Annotated in this window: 19 protein-coding genes; 10 read left to right on the forward strand and 9 right to left on the reverse strand. The window is 67.1% G+C overall.

Annotated features, from left to right (window positions below; translation table 11 throughout):
• Positions 1 to 39 precede the first annotated feature (39 nt).
• Positions 40 to 846: a hypothetical protein gene (locus ACAM49_RS09455; RefSeq protein WP_369635077.1), complete on the reverse strand. Its 807-nt coding sequence runs from the start codon at positions 844 to 846 to the stop codon at positions 40 to 42.
• A 259-nt stretch (positions 847 to 1,105) separates the two neighbouring features.
• Between ACAM49_RS09455 and ACAM49_RS09460 the strand changes: the two genes are divergently transcribed.
• Positions 1,106 to 1,753, forward strand: coding sequence for a response regulator transcription factor (locus tag ACAM49_RS09460; protein WP_354846173.1), 648 nt, complete (start codon positions 1,106 to 1,108; stop codon positions 1,751 to 1,753).
• A gap of 71 nt (positions 1,754 to 1,824) precedes the next feature.
• Positions 1,825 to 3,582 carry a GAF domain-containing sensor histidine kinase gene (locus ACAM49_RS09465; RefSeq protein WP_369635078.1) on the forward strand — a complete coding sequence of 586 codons (1,758 nt, stop codon included), beginning with the start codon at positions 1,825 to 1,827 and terminating at the stop codon, positions 3,580 to 3,582.
• A gap of 77 nt (positions 3,583 to 3,659) precedes the next feature.
• On the opposite strand, the gene ACAM49_RS09470 is transcribed toward ACAM49_RS09465, so the two are convergent.
• The 5 genes from ACAM49_RS09470 to ACAM49_RS09490 all read right to left on the reverse strand — a co-directional run bounded on the left by ACAM49_RS09470 (position 3,660) and on the right by ACAM49_RS09490 (position 10,514).
• Positions 3,660 to 5,597: an ATP-binding cassette domain-containing protein gene (locus ACAM49_RS09470; protein ID WP_369635079.1), complete on the reverse strand. Its 1,938-nt coding sequence runs from the start codon at positions 5,595 to 5,597 to the stop codon at positions 3,660 to 3,662.
• A gap of 47 nt (positions 5,598 to 5,644) precedes the next feature.
• Positions 5,645 to 6,793 (reverse strand): type III polyketide synthase, encoded by a 1,149-nt coding sequence (locus tag ACAM49_RS09475; RefSeq protein WP_369635092.1) that lies wholly within the window; start codon positions 6,791 to 6,793, stop codon positions 5,645 to 5,647.
• A gap of 186 nt (positions 6,794 to 6,979) precedes the next feature.
• Positions 6,980 to 8,464, reverse strand: a complete 1,485-nt coding sequence (locus ACAM49_RS09480; protein WP_369635080.1) for a fatty acid desaturase — start codon at positions 8,462 to 8,464, stop codon at positions 6,980 to 6,982.
• A gap of 296 nt (positions 8,465 to 8,760) precedes the next feature.
• On the reverse strand, positions 8,761 to 9,591 hold the full coding sequence (locus tag ACAM49_RS09485; RefSeq protein WP_369635081.1) for an LppX_LprAFG lipoprotein: 831 nt from the start codon (positions 9,589 to 9,591) through the stop codon (positions 8,761 to 8,763).
• A 221-nt stretch (positions 9,592 to 9,812) separates the two neighbouring features.
• The gene (locus tag ACAM49_RS09490) at positions 9,813 to 10,514 is read right to left on the reverse strand and encodes an alpha/beta fold hydrolase (RefSeq protein ID WP_369635082.1); all 702 of its coding nucleotides are present in this window, start codon (positions 10,512 to 10,514) and stop codon (positions 9,813 to 9,815) included.
• Between the two features lie 126 nt (positions 10,515 to 10,640).
• Between ACAM49_RS09490 and ACAM49_RS09495 the strand changes: the two genes are divergently transcribed.
• Complete coding sequence (locus ACAM49_RS09495) at positions 10,641 to 11,492, forward strand: class I SAM-dependent methyltransferase (RefSeq protein WP_369635083.1); 852 nt, start codon at positions 10,641 to 10,643, stop codon at positions 11,490 to 11,492.
• 5 nt (positions 11,493 to 11,497) lie between these two features.
• Complete coding sequence (locus ACAM49_RS09500) at positions 11,498 to 12,106, forward strand: TetR/AcrR family transcriptional regulator (RefSeq protein WP_369635084.1); 609 nt, start codon at positions 11,498 to 11,500, stop codon at positions 12,104 to 12,106.
• Here the strand turns inward: ACAM49_RS09500 and ACAM49_RS09505 are convergent.
• Positions 12,100 to 12,453: a DUF1844 domain-containing protein gene (locus ACAM49_RS09505; protein WP_369635093.1), complete on the reverse strand. Its 354-nt coding sequence runs from the start codon at positions 12,451 to 12,453 to the stop codon at positions 12,100 to 12,102. The two genes, ACAM49_RS09500 and ACAM49_RS09505, sit on opposite strands and share 7 nt — an antisense overlap.
• Positions 12,454 to 12,798: 345 nt before the next feature.
• Between ACAM49_RS09505 and infC the strand changes: the two genes are divergently transcribed.
• From infC to ACAM49_RS09530, 5 genes are all read left to right on the forward strand, one after another.
• On the forward strand, positions 12,799 to 13,497 hold the full coding sequence (gene infC / locus ACAM49_RS09510) for a translation initiation factor IF-3 (RefSeq protein ID WP_369635094.1): 699 nt from the start codon (positions 12,799 to 12,801) through the stop codon (positions 13,495 to 13,497).
• 64 nt (positions 13,498 to 13,561) lie between these two features.
• Positions 13,562 to 13,756: a 50S ribosomal protein L35 gene (gene rpmI, locus ACAM49_RS09515; RefSeq protein WP_033090982.1), complete on the forward strand. Its 195-nt coding sequence runs from the start codon at positions 13,562 to 13,564 to the stop codon at positions 13,754 to 13,756.
• A gap of 119 nt (positions 13,757 to 13,875) precedes the next feature.
• Positions 13,876 to 14,256 (forward strand): 50S ribosomal protein L20, encoded by a 381-nt coding sequence (rplT, locus tag ACAM49_RS09520; protein WP_040807291.1) that lies wholly within the window; start codon positions 13,876 to 13,878, stop codon positions 14,254 to 14,256.
• A 10-nt stretch (positions 14,257 to 14,266) separates the two neighbouring features.
• Positions 14,267 to 15,091 carry a TrmH family RNA methyltransferase gene (locus tag ACAM49_RS09525; protein ID WP_369635085.1) on the forward strand — a complete coding sequence of 275 codons (825 nt, stop codon included), beginning with the start codon at positions 14,267 to 14,269 and terminating at the stop codon, positions 15,089 to 15,091.
• A 52-nt stretch (positions 15,092 to 15,143) separates the two neighbouring features.
• Positions 15,144 to 16,658: an APC family permease gene (locus ACAM49_RS09530; RefSeq protein WP_369635086.1), complete on the forward strand. Its 1,515-nt coding sequence runs from the start codon at positions 15,144 to 15,146 to the stop codon at positions 16,656 to 16,658.
• On the opposite strand, the gene ACAM49_RS09535 is transcribed toward ACAM49_RS09530, so the two are convergent.
• Positions 16,655 to 17,227 carry a TetR/AcrR family transcriptional regulator gene (locus tag ACAM49_RS09535; RefSeq protein ID WP_369635087.1) on the reverse strand — a complete coding sequence of 191 codons (573 nt, stop codon included), beginning with the start codon at positions 17,225 to 17,227 and terminating at the stop codon, positions 16,655 to 16,657. The two genes, ACAM49_RS09530 and ACAM49_RS09535, sit on opposite strands and share 4 nt — an antisense overlap.
• A 121-nt stretch (positions 17,228 to 17,348) precedes the next feature.
• Here ACAM49_RS09535 and ACAM49_RS09540 point away from each other — a divergent pair, with 121 nt between their 5' ends.
• Positions 17,349 to 18,797, forward strand: coding sequence for an MFS transporter (locus tag ACAM49_RS09540; RefSeq protein WP_369635088.1), 1,449 nt, complete (start codon positions 17,349 to 17,351; stop codon positions 18,795 to 18,797).
• Here ACAM49_RS09540 and lipB read toward each other — a convergent pair.
• On the reverse strand, positions 18,791 to 19,257 hold a 467-nt coding region (gene lipB / locus ACAM49_RS09545; RefSeq protein WP_369635089.1), incomplete at its 5' end, for a lipoyl(octanoyl) transferase LipB. The genes ACAM49_RS09540 and lipB overlap by 7 nt on opposite strands.

Raw genomic sequence — 19,257 nt, forward strand, 5'->3', positions numbered from 1 at the left:
AGTTTGGTTACGCGGGCTGAAACGCTGGTCACAGAGTGTTTATTGCGCGGCGGTGATGGCGGCCACGCTCGGTGACACCCGCCGCACACAGCCCGCGATGGCCCGCGGCTGTAATCCGCGGTCGCGCTCGCGCATCCGATCCTCGGACCCGGCCGCGGTCAGCAGCGCCAGATCCCCGTCGAAGCGCCGGTACAGCAACCGCCCGCGCCGGGCGTCGGAATCGGTGAAGAACAGATACGGCAGCCCGCCGGTGCACAACCGCGACACCGCTTCGTCCTCGAGCATGGTGGGCACGCCGTCGCGGACCCGGCCGATGGTCCGCACCCCGAGCGGACCGGTCCAGCACACCACGGCTTCGGATCCGGTGTCGGCGTCGATGAACAGGTGCGCGTCGTAGTCCATGGCGTCCAGCACCCGCGCCGCCGCGGCGGGGGTGGCCACCTGTAATCGGCAGTCCTTGCGCCGCACGATCGGCCGCGGCCCGGTCACCGCGGACAGCGACGGGCGCGCGGGATCCGGCCAGGGCCTGGACAATTCGTCCGGCGGGCAGCCCAGCCGCAGATCCAGCCGCTCCAATGCGAAGGTGGCCGCGAACCGCCCCGGCCCGGCGACCTGTACCCGGAACGCCTTCCCCAGCGCTCGGACACCGGCCTGCACCAGGGTCGGGCCGTCCTCTGATTCGGGCCAGTGCAGGCGTACCCGCACCGGCCCGTCGACCCCGTGGCGGCGCAGGATTCTGCCCAGTCCGCGCACCACGCGGGTCACCTCACCCGACGGGACGGGCCCGTGCGTGGTCACCACGAAATCCGGATCGATTCCACTCGACCACACGTCGAACGCGCCCATCAGCCGACCCCTCTCTCCGTTCCGACCCGGCAACCCGATTCCATGGCAACACACCGCCGCTCCCCTCGACAGTGCCGAAAGTCCCAAAGCAGACCACTTTCAGGGAAAATTCTCCGACAAAAAATCATCAATCGTTCACTTGCGCTCCGAATTAGGGACCTTCGGCGGTATCCCGTTGCCGCGCCGCGAGTTACGTTGGGCCTCTACCGCGCGTACCACCCCGCGCGCGCCCGCGATACCGATGAGCTTGGAGGCCGTCGTGATCAAAGTCTTCCTGGTCGACGATCACGAAATCGTGCGACGCGGTCTGACCGATCTGCTCGAGGAGGATCCCGAACTCACGGTGGTCGGCGAGGCCGGCGATGTGGCCCAGGCGCTGGCCCGGATCCCGGCGCTGCGCCCCGACGTGGCGGTGCTCGATGTGCGCCTGCCCGACGGCAACGGCATCGAACTGTGCCGGGACCTGTTGGCCGACATCGACGATCTGCGCTGCCTGATCCTCACCTCCTACACCGACGAGCAAGCCATGATGGACGCGATCCTGGCCGGGGCCAGCGGGTACGTGGTCAAGGACATCAAGGGCATGGAGCTGGCCAAGGCCATCAAGGAGGTGGGCGCGGGCCGCTCGCTGCTGGACAATCGCGCCGCGGCGGCGCTCATGGCCCGGCTGCGCCGCAGCACCGAATTCGACGGCCCGCTGGCCGGTTTGACCGATCAGGAACGCAAGCTGCTGGACCTGCTCGGCGACGGCCTCACCAACCGCCAGATCGCCGAGCGCATGTTCCTGGCCGAGAAGACCGTCAAGAACTACGTGTCCCGGCTGCTGGCCAAACTGGGCATGGAACGCCGCACCCAGGCCGCCGTGCTGGCGTCGAAATTGCGTACAGGACAGTCGCGTTCGGCATAACAACCTTTCGGCAACCTCGCCCCGCATAGAATTCCGATGCCGTGTCGCTTCCGCCGGACCGCAGGACAACCATGCACGACACCCCCCGCACCGGCCCCTACTCGGTGCGTGAAACGCTGTCGCAGCTGCGATTACGCGAATTGCTCACCGAGGTCAAGGACCGGGTCGAACAGATCATCGACGCCCGCGACCGGATCGACGGGCTGGTCGAGGCCATGCTCACGGTCACCTCCGGCCTCGATCTGGACCAGACGCTGCGCACCATCGTGCGCGCCGCCAGCATTCTGATGGACGCCCGCTACGGCGCGCTCGCCGTGCGCGGGCACGAGAAGCAGCTCAGCCAGTTCATCTTCCACGGCGTCGACGAGCAGACCAGGATGCTGATCGGGGATCTGCCGGAGGGCCACGGCGTGCTCGGCCTGCTGGTCGACAAACCCCAACCGCTCCGCCTGGACGATCTGACCCGCCATCCCGCCGCGGTCGGCTTCCCGGAACACCATCCGCCCATGCGCACCCTGCTCGGCATGCCGGTGCGGATTCGCGGCGAGGTCTTCGGAAACCTGTACCTCGCCGAGAAATCCGGCGGGCACCCCTTCACCGAGGACGACGAGGTGCTGCTGCAGGCGCTGGCCGCCGCGGCCGGTATAGCCGTCGACAACGCGCGGCTCTACGAGCAGGCCCGCACCCGCCAGGCCTGGATCGAGGCCACCCGCGATATCGCCACCGAGTTCCTGGCCGACACCGAACCCAGCAAGGTGCTCGCCCACGTGGTCGCGCACGCGCGCGAACTCACCGCCTCCCAGCGCGCCCTGCTGGCCGTGGTGGATCCCGACGATCTGCCCGAACAGGTCACCGAACTCGTGGTGGCGCAATGGTCCGGGCCGGGCGAACCGCCTGCCGGGCACGCCGTGCGCGCGGTCGGAACCGCCGTGGGCCAGGCGCTCACCACCCGCACCCCGCTGCGCTTCGACGATGCCCGCCACGTCGATCTGGGCACACCGCTGGCCGGGATCGGGCCCGCGCTGGTGCTGCCCCTGCACACCCCCGATTCCACCCTGGGCGTGCTGATCACGCTGCGCTCGGCCGAATCCGCGCCCTACACCGACGAATTGATGGAACTGATCGCCGCCTTCACCGATCAGGCCGCGCTGGCCATGCAATTGGCGGTGGCGCAGCGGCGCATGCGCGAGCTCGACATCCTCACCGACCGCGACCGCATCGCCCGCGACCTGCACGACCACGTCATCCAGCGGCTGTTCGCCATCGGCCTGTCACTGCAGGGCACGGTGCCGCGCGCCCGCGTTCCCGAAGTGCAGCAACGCCTCGCCGACGCCATCAACGATCTGCAGGACGTGGTGGAGGAGATCCGCACCTCCATCTTCGATCTGCACGGCGGCGACGGGCACAGCACCCGGCTGCGCCAGCGCATCGAACGCGCCATCAAACAGCAGACCACCGCCACCGACATCCGGGCGCTCATGCACGTCACCGGGCCGCTCTCGGTGGTCGAGCCGACCCTGGCCGACCATGCGGAAGCCGTTGTGCGGGAGGCGGTCTCGAACGCGGTCCGGCATTCGGGCGCGGACACCATCACCATCGACATCGGCGTCGCGGACGATCTGACCATCGTGGTCGCCGACAACGGGTGCGGGATCCCGGACGGTATCACGCCCAGCGGCCTGACCAATCTGGCGCGGCGCGCCGAGCAGTCCGGCGGAAGTCTGGCGGTCTACCCGCGCCGCGCGTCCGACGACAAGGGCGACAAGGGCGAAAAGAACGGAAACTCTGCCACGGGCACCAAACTGCACTGGTCGGTGCCACTGCACTAGCTCCTCGTCAGCCCCTCGTACCCGGATCGACGAAGGCCTCCGTACCGACTCGGTACGGAGGCCTTCGTATTCGGTTCTTACTCCGCGGCCGCCAGCGGCGGGCTGAGCTCCTTCACCTCGGCGATGCGGCCGAAGTCGAGCTTCACGATCTGGTCGGCGCAGTCGAAGTACCGGTCGTCGTGGGTGATCACGATGACCGTCTTGCCGCGTTCCTTGAGCTTCACCAGGATCTCCCGGTAGAACACGTCACGGAACTTCGGCTCCTGATCGGCGGCCCACTCGTCGAACATGTAGATCGGCCGATCCTCGAGCAGCGCGGTCAACAGCGCCAACCGCTTTCGCTGCCCCTGCGACAGGGCGATGGTCGACAGGCGGCCGTTCTCCACGGTCACCTTGTGATCGATCTGCAGCTCCTTCAGGTACTTCCGGACCTCGTCGTCGATGCCGTCCTCGAAGCCGAGGTAGTCCTCGAACAGGTGGAAGTCGGTGAAGACCGCCGAGGTGTTCTGCCGGAACCACTCGATGTTCTCGTGATCGATCGTCTCGCCATTGAGCGACAGGTGGCCGTTCTGCGGGACGTAGAGTCCCGTGATCAGTTTGGCCAGCGTCGATTTGCCGCTGCCGTTGCCGCCCACGATGAAGGTGATCTGGCCGGGCTGGAAGGTCAGATCCAGCGGGCCCAGGCTGAAGCCGGAGCCGTCCGCCTCGGGCGGGGCCACGGGCGCGCCCATCGGGACCGGTCGTCCATCGTGGCCGCCGTGGTCAACGAACCTGTGGCCGTTGACATCCGGGCGATCACCGCCGGGCCGCGGGCCGTGGCCGGGCGGCGGGCCGCCGGGACGGCCGCCACCCGGATGCGGTCCGGGCCGCCCGCCCATCGGCGCACCCGGCGCCCCGGGCCGACCACCCGCACCCGGGTGCGGCCGCGCACCGCCACCCGGGTGGGCTCCGGTGCCGGGCGGCGGGCCACCCGGAACGGGCGGGAACGCCGGCGGCGCCTCGGTCAGATAGTGGTAGCTGACGTCATTGAGCTCCAGCCGCGCTGCGGTAGCGGCCGGGCGCTCGGTGTAGGGCAGCGTGGATTCGTCGTGCGCGGTCTGGATGGACAGATTCAGCGAGCGAATCTTGGCCAGCGCCACGTCACCCCGCAACAGATCCGGAATGCGGTGCATGAAGTTCTGCATGGGCATCGAGAGGAACGTGGTGACCAGGACATAGCCGACCATGGTGTTCTGCGGCAGATCCAGCGCGCGGGCCAGGCCGAACAGGATCAGGGCCATGGTGCCCAGCTGCAGCAGCTGGCCGAAACCCTGCGCGAAGGTGAATTTCGAACCGGCGTCGACATTCTGGACGCGCAGCTTCTCGGCGGATCCGAGCAGGTGCTTGTCCATGAAGTCGCCGCGCCGCCCGCGGTGCAGCTTGAGCTCCTTGATGCCCAGCGACACCTCCTGGAAGGAGCGGATCAGCCCGTCCTCGTTCTCGCGGGCCTCCTTGTACAGGTGCCGCACCTTCTTGAGAACCGTTTCGACACAGGCGATTCCGAGCAGCGTGCCCGCCACCGTGGTGGCGAAGATCGGACCGGACACGATCGCCAGGAAGATGAAGCACCCGATGATCGTGGCCAGGTCGATGCAGATGCTCGGAATGGCCGTGACCGCCTGCGACAGTGACCGCACGTCCTCGGTCAGCGTCGCGATCAGGCGGTGCTGACCGAGCCGCTCGAGATGCTCGAGCGGCGCGGACACGATGCGGCCGCTCAGGTCCGCCCGCAGGCGGTAGATCGCTTCCTGAGCCAGCCGGATCAGCAGCACCTGCGAGATCACCCCGCTGATCAGGATGATCAGCGCGGTCGCCACGAAGGCCTGCACGGTGACGGCCGGGTGCGGTTCCGGTGACACCACTCCCCGAATCAATGTCACCAGATAGGTATTGGCCGCACCGCAGACCAGACCGGAGGCGATGACGCCCGCGATCCGCATCCACGAGATGGAGATGAGGAATCTGAGTAGTTGCATGACTGCTGAGCCTTTTGCTTGGCCTTTGAACAGGACGGATGCCCGTCTCAGGGGCGGATGATGTCGAAGAGCACGCCCTCGAGGGTGACGCCCGGCGCGAAGGAGAACGCCACACCCGTCGAGATCGGCTCGTCGGCCTGCTGCGCGATCATCTGCTCGAGCACGAAGATCAGCGAGACGCTGAGCATGTTGCCGTACTCGGCGAGCACGTCCCAGCTGGTCGCCGCCCGCTCCGAACCGATGCCCAGCGAGCGCACCGACTCCTCGATGATCTTCGGGCCACCCGGGTGGATCGCCCACAGATCTACCTCGGCCTTGGTCATGCCGTGCCGCTCGAGCACCCCGCTCACCACCGGATCGACCCCGCGCAGAATGTACTGCGGCAGGTTCTCCGACAGCTCGCAGGTGATCCCATTGTCGTTGACGCCCAGGACGATTCCATCCTCCGCGTCGTCGAACAGGTAGCTGAAGCTGTCGCGGATGACCACCGACCCCGCCGGTAGCTCCTGCTGCGGGTTGCCGGCGCCGATGACCACCGCTCCGCAGCCGTCGCCGAAGAGGCTGTGGATGATGACGTCATTGATGTTGTCGTCGAACACGGCGTTCACCGAGCTCAGCTCGAGGCAGATGACCAGCGCCTTCTTGTCCGGGTGCGACCGGACGAAATCGACGGCGGCGCGAATGGAGTTCATCGCGGCGGCGCAGCCCATGAAGTTCACCATCACGCGGTTGATCGCGGGCGACAGGCCGAGCTGCTTGACCACGGCGACATCCACGCCGGGCGCGATGAAGCCGGTGCTGGTGGCGAACACCAGCATCCCGATCTCCGACGCCGGATCCTCGAGGTGCTCGATCGCGCGCCCGGCCACCTCCACGGCCAGCGGCACCGCGTGGTCGTAGAAGGTGTTCATGCGGTCCCGGATGGTGCCGACTTCCTTGCTGTAGGACAGGAATTCGGGATCGATCGGGTTGACCGCCAGATGCCGGGTGGTGATCCGGGTCTTCTGGTAGATCCGCGGAATCCGGGCCTGCTGCGCCGGATCACTGAACAGCCCGGCCACCTGGGCGGCGGCGTCGGCCTGCGAGAAGATCTGGCTCGGCGAACCGGTCGCGATGCTCTCGATCACGCCGACGGTGGTCGGCGGGGTCGGCGGCAAGGGGGCCGGCGCGAAGTCGTAACCGGGTTCGCCTCCCACGAACCGGGTCGAGGACTGCGCGGCGGGCACGGCAATCGCTGCCGCGTTGGGCAGGGCGCCCCCTTCATCAATGGTGATAGACACGAAATACTCCCCTCGAATTTTCCAAATGACGACTCCGCGGTGCGCTCGGCGCATGTCTGGAGAAAAACTCCAGTCGAACGCACCGCGGTCGATGGAATCGGTTCAGACGGTTCCGATTCCGGTGAAGCCCTGAACCGTGTAGACGGCGCAGGTCTTCAATGCAAGCGGCGAGAAGTGCTCCTTCACGAACCCCCACTTGCGCTCCACCGCGTCGTCGGACGGCGCGAGAATGTAGGTGCGGATCTGCTTCGGGAAGCGGTCGGTGAAGAAGCTCTTCGCCGGCAGCCACTCGACACCGAACTTGGCGGACTCCTCGCGGAGCACGTCCTCGGTCGCGATGTTCGCGAATCCGCTGCGCTGATACGGCAATACGTGGTGCACCCGATGCGAGCTCAGGCCCGCCGACAGGAAGCAGTCCACATAGCGGTTGCCGACCACCTTCAGGTCGTAGGCCTGCTGGATCTGGTCGACGCCCCAGTCCTCGGTATTGTGCTCGAGCTCCTCGGATTCGACCTCGAAGTCGTGGCTGGCCACCACCAGGAAGGTCGAGACCCACAGGGTTAGCACGAATTGCAGTGCCCAGGCCCAGAAGTCGCCCATCACGGTGAACACGATCAGCTCGCCCAGCAGCAGGAACCGCACGCCGAACGATCCGATGAAGTGCGGCAATGCCCCGCCCCAGGTGCCGTACATGTCCTTGATGCCCACCTTGCGGGTGAGGCGGCAGACATCGAGCAGGCGCATGAGCATGCCGGTCACGGTGTGGCCGAACTTGTGCAGGGTATGCACCGGCACCCGGTACAGCCGCGGAATCCGCATCATCATGGTGAAGACGTTCTTCTTGATGTCGACTTCACTCTGGGTGTGCGGGTGGTGCAGCAGCGCGTGGCCGTCCGCGGTCACGAAAGCCAATGCGACGTAATTGAAGTCGAAGGCATTCGTGTAGATCTTGTTCATGCCCTTCTGGGCGCGGTGAATGGCGTAGTGCCCGAAACCGGCCAGGCCGCTGCGCAGCAGCACCATGGCGATCACGAACACCGGCAACGGCATCCAGCCGCGCTCGAACAGGCGCAGCCCCTGCACCGCGAAGTAGGCCACCGCCAGCAGGGCCACCACAATGTTGAAATAGGTGTCCATGCGGCGGATCCGGGCGGCCAGCTCGGGTTCCTTGAGCCGCGCCTTCACCTTGTGGAGCAGGTCGTCCTTGTTGTCGAAGCTGAACTTCGGGGTGTCGCGCCAGCTGTCGAAGCCCTCGTTGAACAGGAAGGCCGGCGCATTGGCCTTGGGGTGGATGTCCTCGGGCAGCGCATCGCGATCCAGCGAGTACTTCTTCAGGATCTTTCCGATGGCTTCCGGATTCTTGTGGTACGAACCGACAATCGAGGTGATATCGCGGTTCTTGGTCCGGCCGATGAAGAACTCGCCGCCCGGATGCTTGGAAATCCAGTCGCTCAGGTCGTAGGCTTTGCCGTTGTAGACCCAGACATTCGATACCGGCGGCGGGCCGTCGAGCGGGGGCCGACGGAACTCACCCTCGGGTTCTTGGCGTTCGATCGTCGCGTCGGCTTCCGGGCGTTCGATCGTCATAGCATCCCTCCACACGCAAGCGACGACGTTTGAACTTTCGACTCAAATCGTCGGTCCTGCGGCTTGCATTTCACTCAACAATCGCTTGTAGCGCTCGAGTTGCGGTTGCTGCGGACTAACCGGCTCGGCACCGGTCTGTAATTCTTTGTACTCATGGGCATTTCAGTTCCAACGACACCGCGCATCTGGATGCGCAAATGCCAAAGCCGGTCCGGGGTGGCGTACGACAGCCGTTGCCGCCGTTGCGTTATCCCCGAACCGGCTCCGAACTCACATGGCAGGGTGAAGCTTTGTGCTCAGCTACCCGGCTTGGTGACGTGGACCGGCTTGGCCCAGTCGGACAGGGTAACCGTGACGGTGCCGGAGTCCTTGGTCACGATGGCGCGCACCAGGTTCGGGCCGGTGCCCGGCGAGGCGGCCGTGGACGGCAGGGTGGTGCCGGTGCCGCTCGGGGGAGCCACATCCTTGATGTACAGGGTGATCGGGAAGCTGCCGCCGTCCTTACCGATCTGCGGGACGATCGGGTCGAAGACCTTGGCGTCGATGGTGCCGGTCACCTTCACGGTGTCCACGCCGTCGATCTTCTCGCGGGCCTCGGCCTTCGCGTTCTGCACCTTGCCGATCACATTGGCCAGGCCCAGGTCCTTGTCCAGGAGGACGCCCGGATCGTAGATCTTCTCGGCGGGGCCGACGGGGGCGTACTTGCTGCCGTCGCCGGTGTAGAGGGTCTTGTCGACGACCAGGAACTTGGTGGTGGTGAAGTCCGCGTCCTGCTTGACCTTGACCTTGGCCTCACCGATGGCCTGGCCCGAGCCCTGCGGCTGGTTGGTGACGTCGCCCTTGAGGCTCTCGACCGGCAGGGTCGGGAGGTTCTTGACGTCGAGCACGACGTGCACCGACTGCAGCGTCTGGGTGGTCTTGGCCGACTCGGCGACGATCTGCGCGCCGTCGGGCAGCTGCGACGGCGGGGCCGCCTGCGAGGTGGTGGCCTTGCTGTCCGAGGTGGAGGACGAGGAGCAACCCGTCACCAGGGCGGCGGTCGCGGCCGCGGCGATCACGAGCGGCAGGACGCCACGCCGGATGCGGCGTCGCGAGGTGCTTTTGGCTTGGGACATCACTTCATTCATGTACAACCCCCGAAGTCCATTTCGATCTCGTAGTGAGGACAGCCTTGCCGCTGCCCGTCGTAGTATGCAGGAGTTCGCCCGCGTCCGCGCCGAACGAGGCGATACTCCGGCATCCAACCAGCACCGCGTTCGTGTCGCCAACGTTTTCGATCTTCCAGCAGCGCAGGCGATTAACCTGCAACCCGGTAATGTCCCATGCGGCGGCAAGTGTTAACAGGCGGTCAGCGCTGTGCCGCTTCGTGGATCAGGTCCGCCAGCTCGATCGGCTTCGACCACATGGGCCAGTGTCCCGTCGGCAGGTCGAGGTATTCGGCATCGATATTGCGCAATTCGCGGAACAGCGGCGGCTCCCCGGCATCGCGTAGCTGCTGGACCAACTCCGAGGGATAGCTGGTGCAGATGAGCGTGGTCGGAACCTTCAGCCGCGCAGCCGAATCGCTCAGGGAGATCGGCCGCCCCGCCACCCCGGCCGGGACCGATACCGCCCGCTCGCGGAAGCGCGCGAGCTGCGCGTCGTCCAGTCCGGCCAGGCTGTTCCCGGCCGCCTCGACCTCTTCCCAGGTCTGCGGTAGCGGGAAATCGACCGCGTCGCCCAGCGCCGGGTTCAGCACGAACCCGTCCGGCATGGGTGCGGTGTCGGCGTAGATGGCGCGCGAAAAGACCTCGGGTGCTAGATCGGTCGCCATATAGGCGGCCGCACCCGCTCCCGAATGGGATACCAGGACCGCCGATTCCCCGGCGGCCGCCACAATCGCCCGCGCCTGGGTCTCCAGCGTCGCCGAGAGCCGATCCGGGTCGTCGGGATCCAGCCCCGGCAGCGTCAGGGCCGTCACCTCGTCCCCGAGCCCCCGAAGGTGTTCGGCCACTTCATCCCACGCCCATGCGCCGAGCCAGAACCCGGGTGCCAGCAGTATCCGTGCCATGCCCCGAAGCATGGCACAGCCCACCGACAGCCAAAACCCATGTGTCCTAGGGGGTCTTGACTGCCCCTCGACTTCGAGCACATTATGAACGTACGTTCATGAACGTTTGTTCATAAGGAGTCGAGCATGACCGAAATCGTGAATACCGCCCAGTCCGAAGCCTGGAACGGCTACGAGGGCGAGCACTGGGCCGGCAACTTCGACCGCTACGACGCCGTCAATCACGGCTTCAACGCACCCCTCCTCACCGCCGCCCGGGTCACCACCGGCGACCATGTCCTCGACATCGGCTGTGGCAACGGTCAATTGACCCGGGCCGCCGCGCGGCGCACCGGCACCGCGACCGGCGCCTCCGGATCTGCGACGGGAGTGGACCTCTCCGGCCCGATGCTCACCCGAGCCCGCGAACTCGCCACCGCCGAGGCCGTCCCCAACGTCTCCTTCGAGCAGGGCGACGCCCAGATCCATCCCTTCCCCGACAATGCTTTCGACGCCGCCCTGAGCCGCTTCGGCATCATGTTCTTCGCCGACCCCACCGCGGCCTTCGCCAATATCGCCCGGGCCCTGCGCCCCGGCGGCCGCCTCGCCTTCGTCGCCATGCCCCCGATGCCCGGCACCGATCTGGGGGCCGTATTCGGCGCTGCCGCAGCCCATCTCGACAACTTCGTCGTCAGTCCGTCGGTAGGCCCGTTCTCCGACCCAGACCGAATCCGAACCCTGCTCACCGCAGCCGGTTTCACCGATATCGCCATCGAATACCGCGAGGCCGAAGGCATCTGGGGCCGTGACATCCCCGACGCCACCGAATTCATCATGGGCTGGGGCCCCGTCCACTACCACCGCACCCTGGCCGGTTTCGCCACCGACGACAAAGTCCGCCAAGCGGTCTCGGAAACCCTGACCCCCCACGCCACCCCCGACGGCGTCCGCCTCCGCGTGGCGGCCTGGCTGGTCACCGCCACCACCCCGCTACCGTAACCAGCATGTCCCCGAGAAAGGCAGCGGCGCTGCGCGGCTCCGACGACGCCCTCCGCGACCACCTCGTCACCACCGCCCAGCGCCTGATCGCCGAGCACGGCGCGCCCGGCCTCACCGTCCGCGCCATCGCCCGCGCCGCCGGCGTAGCCGACGGCGTCCTCTACAACCACTTCTCGGACAAGGACGAACTACTGGCCGCCGCGGTCCGCTCCCACGTCGACGCCGCACACCGCGCCCTCGGCGAATTGCCCACCCCGGGGAAGGGCACGGTCGAGGAGAATCTTCGCGCCTACCTCACCGCCGGCCTGGCCCTGCACCGCGCAGTCGTCCCGGTCTTCGCCGCCCTATTGTCCGCCCCGGCCGTCCTGACCCGCCTCGCGGAACTGCCGGGCGAGCAGACGGACTGGCGAATCCTCCTGTCGGACTACCTGACCGGCGAACAGCGCTTGGGCCGCCTCGCCGCGACCGCCGATATCGACGCGGCCACCGCGGTTCTCGTCGGCATCTGCCACGACCAGGTGCTCTCGGTGCTCCTCCCCGGATCTGCTTCCGTCGCACCCGAGCCCGCGGCGGTAGTCGCGACCTTGCTCGCCGGGATAGCGGTCGATCAGTAGACCGGGCCGGTGAACTTCTCGCCCGGGCCCGCGCCGGGGGCGTCGGGGTATTCCGAGGCTTCGCGGAAGGCGCGCTGCAACGACTGGAGGCCCTCGCGGATGGGGCCGGCGTGGGGGCCGAGGTATTCGACGGAGGCGGTGACCAGGCCGGCGAGGGCGGTGATGACGCGGCGGGCCTCGTCGAGGTCCAGGTGGGGGCTGGTGGCAGGATCGGCTTCGCCGAGGCCGAGCTTCTCGGCGGCGGAGCTCATCAGCATGACGGCCGCGCGGCTGATCACCTCGACCGCGGGGATGTCGGCCAGTTCGCGGACCACCTCGCCGTCGATGAGGGCCGAGTCGTCGTTCATGATTGCCTCGCTCATGGGGTAGAGCATCCCATCGAGCGGGTCGGCGCTGGTCGCGGGGGCCGCCGATTCGGAGCTCACGGCTATGAGTGTTAGACTCTTCCGCGACGACCGTCCCGGACTGATTCATGCAATCGACTCGGGGCATCAAGTGGAGCCCGACTCCCACCGTCAATCCGCTCTCGCAGTGAGGTTCGACGGTCCGGTCGCCCATCATTTACTTGATGGGTTCTGCGCGTGGGTTTTTCCTGCGTGCGGCGTGATGCGGCATGTTCGCGTCGCGGATCGGTCGACTCGGGCCCCGTGGTGGTGAAATACCAGCGCGGGGCTTTCGTGTTGAAATTGGGGTTGCAGTTATTGCTTGCGGTCGTTGACGAACCGCTTGACCTAGGAGGCCCCATCAGCACTGAGACCCGCATCAACGATCGCATCCGCGTTCCCGAGGTCCGACTCATCGGACCGGGTGGCGAGCAGGTTGGGATCGTGCGTGTTGAAGATGCACTACGCGTCGCTCAGGAAGCTGACCTCGACCTGGTCGAGGTCGCCCCGGATGCACGCCCGCCGGTGTGCAAGATCATGGACTACGGCAAGTTCAAGTACGAGACCGCGCAGAAGGCGCGTGAGTCCCGGAAGAACCAGGTCCAGACCGTGATCAAGGAGCAGAAGCTCCGGCCGAAGATCGACGACCACGACTATGCGACCAAGCGCGGACACGTGATGCGCTTCCTCGAGGCCGGGTCGAAGGTCAAGGTCACCATCATGTTCCGTGGCCGCGAGCAGTCGCGTCCGGAACTCGGCTTCCGGCTCCTGCAGCGACTGGCCGCCGACGTCGCCGATCTCGGGTTCGTCGAAACTTCGGCCAAGCAGGACGGCCGGAACATGACCATGGTCCTCGCGCCGCACAAGGGCGCGAAGACGCGGGTGAAGGCGCAGAACGACGCCAGCTCGCAGCAGCAGCGCAGCAATGCGCCCGCCGCTCCGGCTGCCGAGGCCGCGCCGGCCGAGACCGCAGCCCCGGCTGCCGAACCGGCCACCCCGCAGCAGTAATAACGAGAAGCTCCGAAGGCGTGTAGTTCCTGCGCGCCTTCGGCACGACAGATAGAGGAAATCCATGCCGAAGATGAAGAGCCACAGCGGCGCCTCGAAGCGATTCAAGGTGTCGGGCAGCGGCAAGCTGCTGCGTCAGCAGGCGAACCGCCGCCACCTGCTCGAGCACAAGCCGACCACCCGGACTCGTCGTCTGGACGGCGTGGAGGTCGTCGCGAAGGCGGACGTCGCTCGCGTCAAGAAGCTGCTCGCCAAGTAAATAGGGCTGAGCCAGCCGCACGCGATCCGTTCGCGGAACGCATAAACCGACTACCTCGGGCGCATCAATCCGGGTCTCCCGCGAGAAACCCAGCGCCCCTTACGAACAAGGACAGAAAAGTGGCACGCGTCAAAAGGGCCGTCAACGCTCAGAAGAAGCGCCGTTCCGTTCTCGAGGCCTCCAAGGGCTACCGCGGTCAGCGGTCGCGCCTGTACCGCAAGGCCAAGGAACAGCAGCTGCACTCGCTCACCTACGCCTACCGGGACCGCCGGGCGCGGAAGGGTGACTTCCGTCAGCTGTGGATCACTCGTATCAACGCCGCCGCGCGTCTGAACGACATGACCTACAACCGCTTCATGCAGGGCCTCAAGGCCGCCGGCATCGAGGTGGACCGCAAGATCCTGGCCGAGCTCGCCGTCTCCGACGCCGAGGCCTTCGCCCAGCTGGTCGCCGCCGCCAAGGCCGCCCTGCCGGCCGACGTCAACGCCCCGGCCGCCTGATTCGGCCTGCGTGACGACACACGATTCGAAACGACCCGCGGAAGCGCTCTCCGAGCGCAATTCGCGGGTCGTTTCGGCTGTCAAGCTGCATCGCGGCCCGATGCGCCGCAAGACCGGGCTGTTCCTGGCCGAGGGCGCGAATTCGGTTGCCGCGGCCCTGGATACGGGCCGGATCGAGGAGCTGTTCTTCTCCAACCGGGCCGCCGAGCGCGAGCACGAGCTGGTGGCGAGCGCCGCCGCCCAGCGGGTGCGCACCACGCTGGTCAGTGACCGCGCCGCGGAGATGCTGGGGGAGACCGTGACTCCGCCCGGACTGGTCGCCGTGTGCCGTCAGGTGGATGTGCCGCTGCGGGAGGTGCTCGACGCCTCGCCGCGCATGCTGGCCGTCCCGGTCGAGATCGCCGATCCGGGCAACGCGGGCACCCTGATTCGAGTCGCCGACGCCGTCGGCGCGGACGGTGTCGTGCTGGCCGGTGATTCGGTCGATCCGCACAACGGCAAATGCGTACGCGCCTGCGCCGGAAGCCTTTTCCACGTCCCCGTCGCCCGCTCCCGCGATATCGATACGACCCTCGACGCGCTCGAGGCGGCGGGCATCGCGATCCTGGCCACCACGGCCAGGGGCGAGGTCGATCTCGACGACGCCGACGAGATTCTGCGCGGCCCGGTCGCGTGGCTGTTCGGCAACGAGGCGCACGGCCTGGACAAGGCCGTGGCTCAGCGCGCCACCCATCGCGTTCGCATCCCCATCCACGGTCGTGCCGAGAGCCTGAATCTCGCTGCCGCCGCGGCGATTTGCCTCTACTCGAGCTCGCGCGTCCAGAACACGAAGTGAGCCGTCCGCCCCGATTCGGTGTGCTGGGGATTTGCCCGTATTCTTTCGAGACGTGACTTCGCCCAGCACTCTGCGGTCCGGTGCGCTGTCCCTGGTCTCCAGTGTGGTGATCGGGGTGGCGTCGGCGGGGCCGGCGTACAGCATTACCGCCACGCTCGGATTGGTCGTGGTGGCCGTCGGGGCGCAATCGCCGATCATCGTTGTGCTGGCCTTCGTGCCGATGCTGCTGGTGGCAATCGGGTATCGGGATCTCAATGAGGTGGAACCGGATCCGGGGACCACCTTCGTGTGGGCGACGCGGGCGTTCGGGCCGTTCACCGGGTGGATGGCCGGATGGGCCATCGTGGTGTCGGATCTGCTGGTGATGGCGAGCCTGGCGCAGATCAGTTCGCAGTACACCTTCCATCTGTTCGGGGCGCACGGGATCGGGTCGGACGGGACCAGCCTGTGGGTGCTGGGGCTGGGCATCCTCTATCTGATCGTCATGACACTCGTCGCGGTGCGCGGCATCGATGTGTCGGCGCGGCTGCAATCGGTGCTGCTGAGCGTGGAATTCGGGATGCTCGTGGTGTTCTCGGCGGTCGCGCTGACCCGGGTGATGCTGGGGCACGGGCCCGACGGGTCCGGGATGCCGAGCTGGGAGTGGTTCAACCCCTTCGCCATCGGGTCCTTCTCGGACTTCGTGACCGCGCTGCTGCTGATGGTGTTCATCTACTGGGGCTGGGACTCGGCGGTGTCGGTGAACCAGGAGACCGTGGATCCGCGGCATACGCCCGGGCGGTCCGCGGTGCTGTCGACCATCACCCTGGTCGCGCTGTACCTGCTGGTGACCGTGGCCGCGCAGGCGTACGCGGGCGTCGGCACCGACGGGCTGGGGCTGGCCAATCCGGATCACGTCGACGATGTGCTGGGCGCGCTGGGCCGAGCCGTGTTCGGCGACAGCTGGATCGGGACCGCGGCGGTGTACCTGCTGTTCGGCATGGTGCTGACCTCGGCGGCCGCCTCCACCCAGACCACGATTCTGCCGACCGCGCGCACCACCTATTCGATGGCGCTGCATCACGCGCTGCCCGCCGCGTTCGGGCGGATCGATCCGCGCTTCCGCACGCCGGTGTTCTCGACCTGGGTGTTCGGCGGGGTCTCGGTGGCACTGTACGTGGCGCTGAACTTCGCCTCGGGCGGCCGCCTGATCGCCGAGGCCGTGACGGCCATCGGCATCTCCATCGGCCTGTACTACGGGCTCACCGGACTCAGCTGCGCCTGGCTCTACCGGCACGAATTCGCCGGTAACCCAAGGACACTCGTGATCAAGGGCATCCTGCCGACGCTGGGCGGGCTGGCGCTGCTGTTCGCGGCGGGCTGGACGGCGGTCACCTCGTGGTTCAGCGCGGTGTTCGTGCTGGGCGTGGGCACGCTGCTGATCGGCATTCCGATCTACCTGACGCTGGCGCGCGTCATGCCGCCGTTCTTCCGCGGTGAGGTGCTGGCGCGCAAGCTGCCCGAGCCGACCGAGGAGATCATCGAGGCCGACGCCGAACCGGACGCCCCGGAGCCGGTGCGGGGTTAGACGCCGTCCTCGCCGAGGCTGCCGAGGATCTCGGTGGCCCACGGCGGGGCATCGTCGAAGTCTTCGGTGACCTGCAGCGCGGTCAGGTCGATGAGCAGCATGCCGGTGGCGAAGAAGCGCCGGACCTCTGTGGGTGTGGCGCCGGTGAGCTCCTTGGCGAGGTTGTACAGCCGTCCGAAGTGTGTGCGGATGTTCGCGCCGATGGCCGGTTCGTTCGCCGCCGCGATGCCCTGCAGGAAGACCCTGGATAGATCGCGTTCGGTGAGGAAGTGCTCGCCGAAGTGCTCACCGAGGGCGTCGAGGCGATCCTTCGGGGAGGCGTCGGGCTCGGCCTGGGTGGCCCCGGTGCGGAAGATTTCCTCGATGCGATCACACACCTGGTCCAGTACGGCCAGGAACAGCTGCTGCTTGGTGCCGAACAACCGGATCACATACGGCTGCGACACCCCGGCGCGCCGCGCGATCTCATCGGTTTTCGTTGCGGCGTAACCCGATTCGGCGAACGCGGAGGTCGCGGCCGCGAGTACCTCGGCGCTGCGCTCGGTGGCCGTCATCCGGGTCCTGGTCATGGCTGTCGAGCCTCCTCGTCGTGAAGATTCCGGCGTCGTCGGGGAATCCTAGCTGCCATTGACATGTTATCAGTCGATGCATACTCTCTAGTTATCAGTCGATTACAACAAGGGATTGGTCATGACTGAAGTACTCGAAACTTCCTCTCGCGCAGGCGAGTCCGCGCCGAAGCGGCGTCCGCTCGGTGCGATCCTGGCGGCCGTGGGCATCCCGATGTTCATGGTCACGCTGGACAATCTCGTGGTCACCAACGCGTTGCCGGTCATCCGCACCGAACTGCACGCCTCGCTCACCGACCTGCAGTGGTTCGTGAACGCCTACACCTTGTCCTTCGCTTCGCTGCTGCTCACCGCGTCCGCGCTCGGCGACCGGCTGGGGCGGCGACGCCTGTTCGTGATCGGAATCGCGCTGTTCACGCTGGCCTCGGCGGCCTGCGCCTTGGCCACCGAACCGTGGATGCTGATCGCCGCCCGCGCGGTGCAGGGATTCGGCGGGGCGGCGGTTATGCCGCTGTCGCTGACGCTGTTGTCGGCGGCGGTGCCCGAGAAGATGCGCAGCGCTGCCATCGGTATCTGGGGTGGGATCTCCGGGCTCGGTGTGGCGCTCGGTCCCGTGGTCGGCGGTGCGGTCGTCGACGGGCTGAGTTGGCAGTGGATCTTCTGGCTGAATGTGCCGATCGGGATTCTCGCCGTGCCGCTCGCGGCCCGGGTGCTGAACGAATCCTTCGGTGGCGCGAAGAAACTGGATCCGGTCGGGCTGCTGCTGTCGGCGGGTGGCGTGTTCGCGGTGGTGTGGGGTGTCATTCACGGCGCCGATGACGGCTGGACCTCGACCAAGGTGCTGACCGGATTGATCGGCGGCGCGGTGCTGCTGGCGGCCTTCGTCGTGTGGGAGAGCCGCAATGCCGAGCCGATGCTGCCGCTGCGGCTGTTCCGGTCGCGGAGCTTCAGCGCCGTCAACACCGTGCTGTTCACGTTCTCCGTGGGCGTGTTCGGCTCGATCTTCCTGCTGGCCCAGTACTTCCAGGTGGTGCAAGGCTATTCGCCGCTCGCGTCGGGCATTCGGACGCTGCCGTGGACCCTGGCCCCGATGGTCGTCGCGCCGCTGGCCGGCCTCGTCATCGATCGAGTGGGCGTGCGGCCGCTGATCGCCGTCGGTCAGGTGTTCCTGTCGGTGGCGCTGCTGTGGATGGCGCTGATCACGAGCGTGGATGTCTCCTACGGCTCCTTCATCGCGCCGTTCGTCCTGGGTGGCATCGGCATGGGCCTGACCTTCGCGCCCACCGCCACCGCCGTCATGGCCAGCGCGGCTCCCGCCGATCAGGGCATGGCCTCGGGCGCCAACAACACCATCCGCGAGGTCGGTGTCGCCATGGGCGTTGCGGTCCTGGCCTCGGTCTTCGCCTCCCACGGCTCGTATCTGAGCCCCGAGGCCTACGTCGACGGCCTCATCCCGGCGGTCAAGGTCGGCGCCGCCATCGTCGCGGTCGGCGCGGTCGTCTCCCTGTTCCTCCCCAGCCGACGCGCTGTCCTCGAATCATCCACCGGCGCACCGGCTCTCGCTCACTGAGCGGGCTCGGTCGCCTCGAAGGCCTCGGCGACGGCAGCCACCACCTGCCGCATCGTCGGGGCCTTCTCGTCGCCTAGTTCCCTTTCGACCGAGGTCATGTCGACGTCGGGTAGGCCGCAGGCGATGGCGAGTTTCCAGGGGGTTAGGTCGCCGGTGACGTTGAGGGCGAAGCCGTGGGTGGAGACGTTGCGGCCTACTCGCATGCCGATGGAGGTGATTTTGCGGCCGGTGTCTCGGGTCCAGACCCCGGTGAGGAGTTCGGAGCCGGGTGGGGTTTCGCGGCGTTCGGCGGGGATGCCGAGTTCGGAAAGGACTGCGACTATTCGGTGTTCGACGTCGCGGATGAGGTCTACGACGCCTTCGCCGGGTTGGAGGCGGGCGATGAGGTAGCCGACCAGTTGGCCGGGGGCGTGGTAGGTGAGTTGGCCGCCGCGGTTGGTGGTGAAGACGGGGATGTTGG

The sequence above is a fragment of the Nocardia sp. JMUB6875 genome (assembly GCF_041154655.1).
Lineage (GTDB): Bacteria > Actinomycetota > Actinomycetes > Mycobacteriales > Mycobacteriaceae > Nocardia.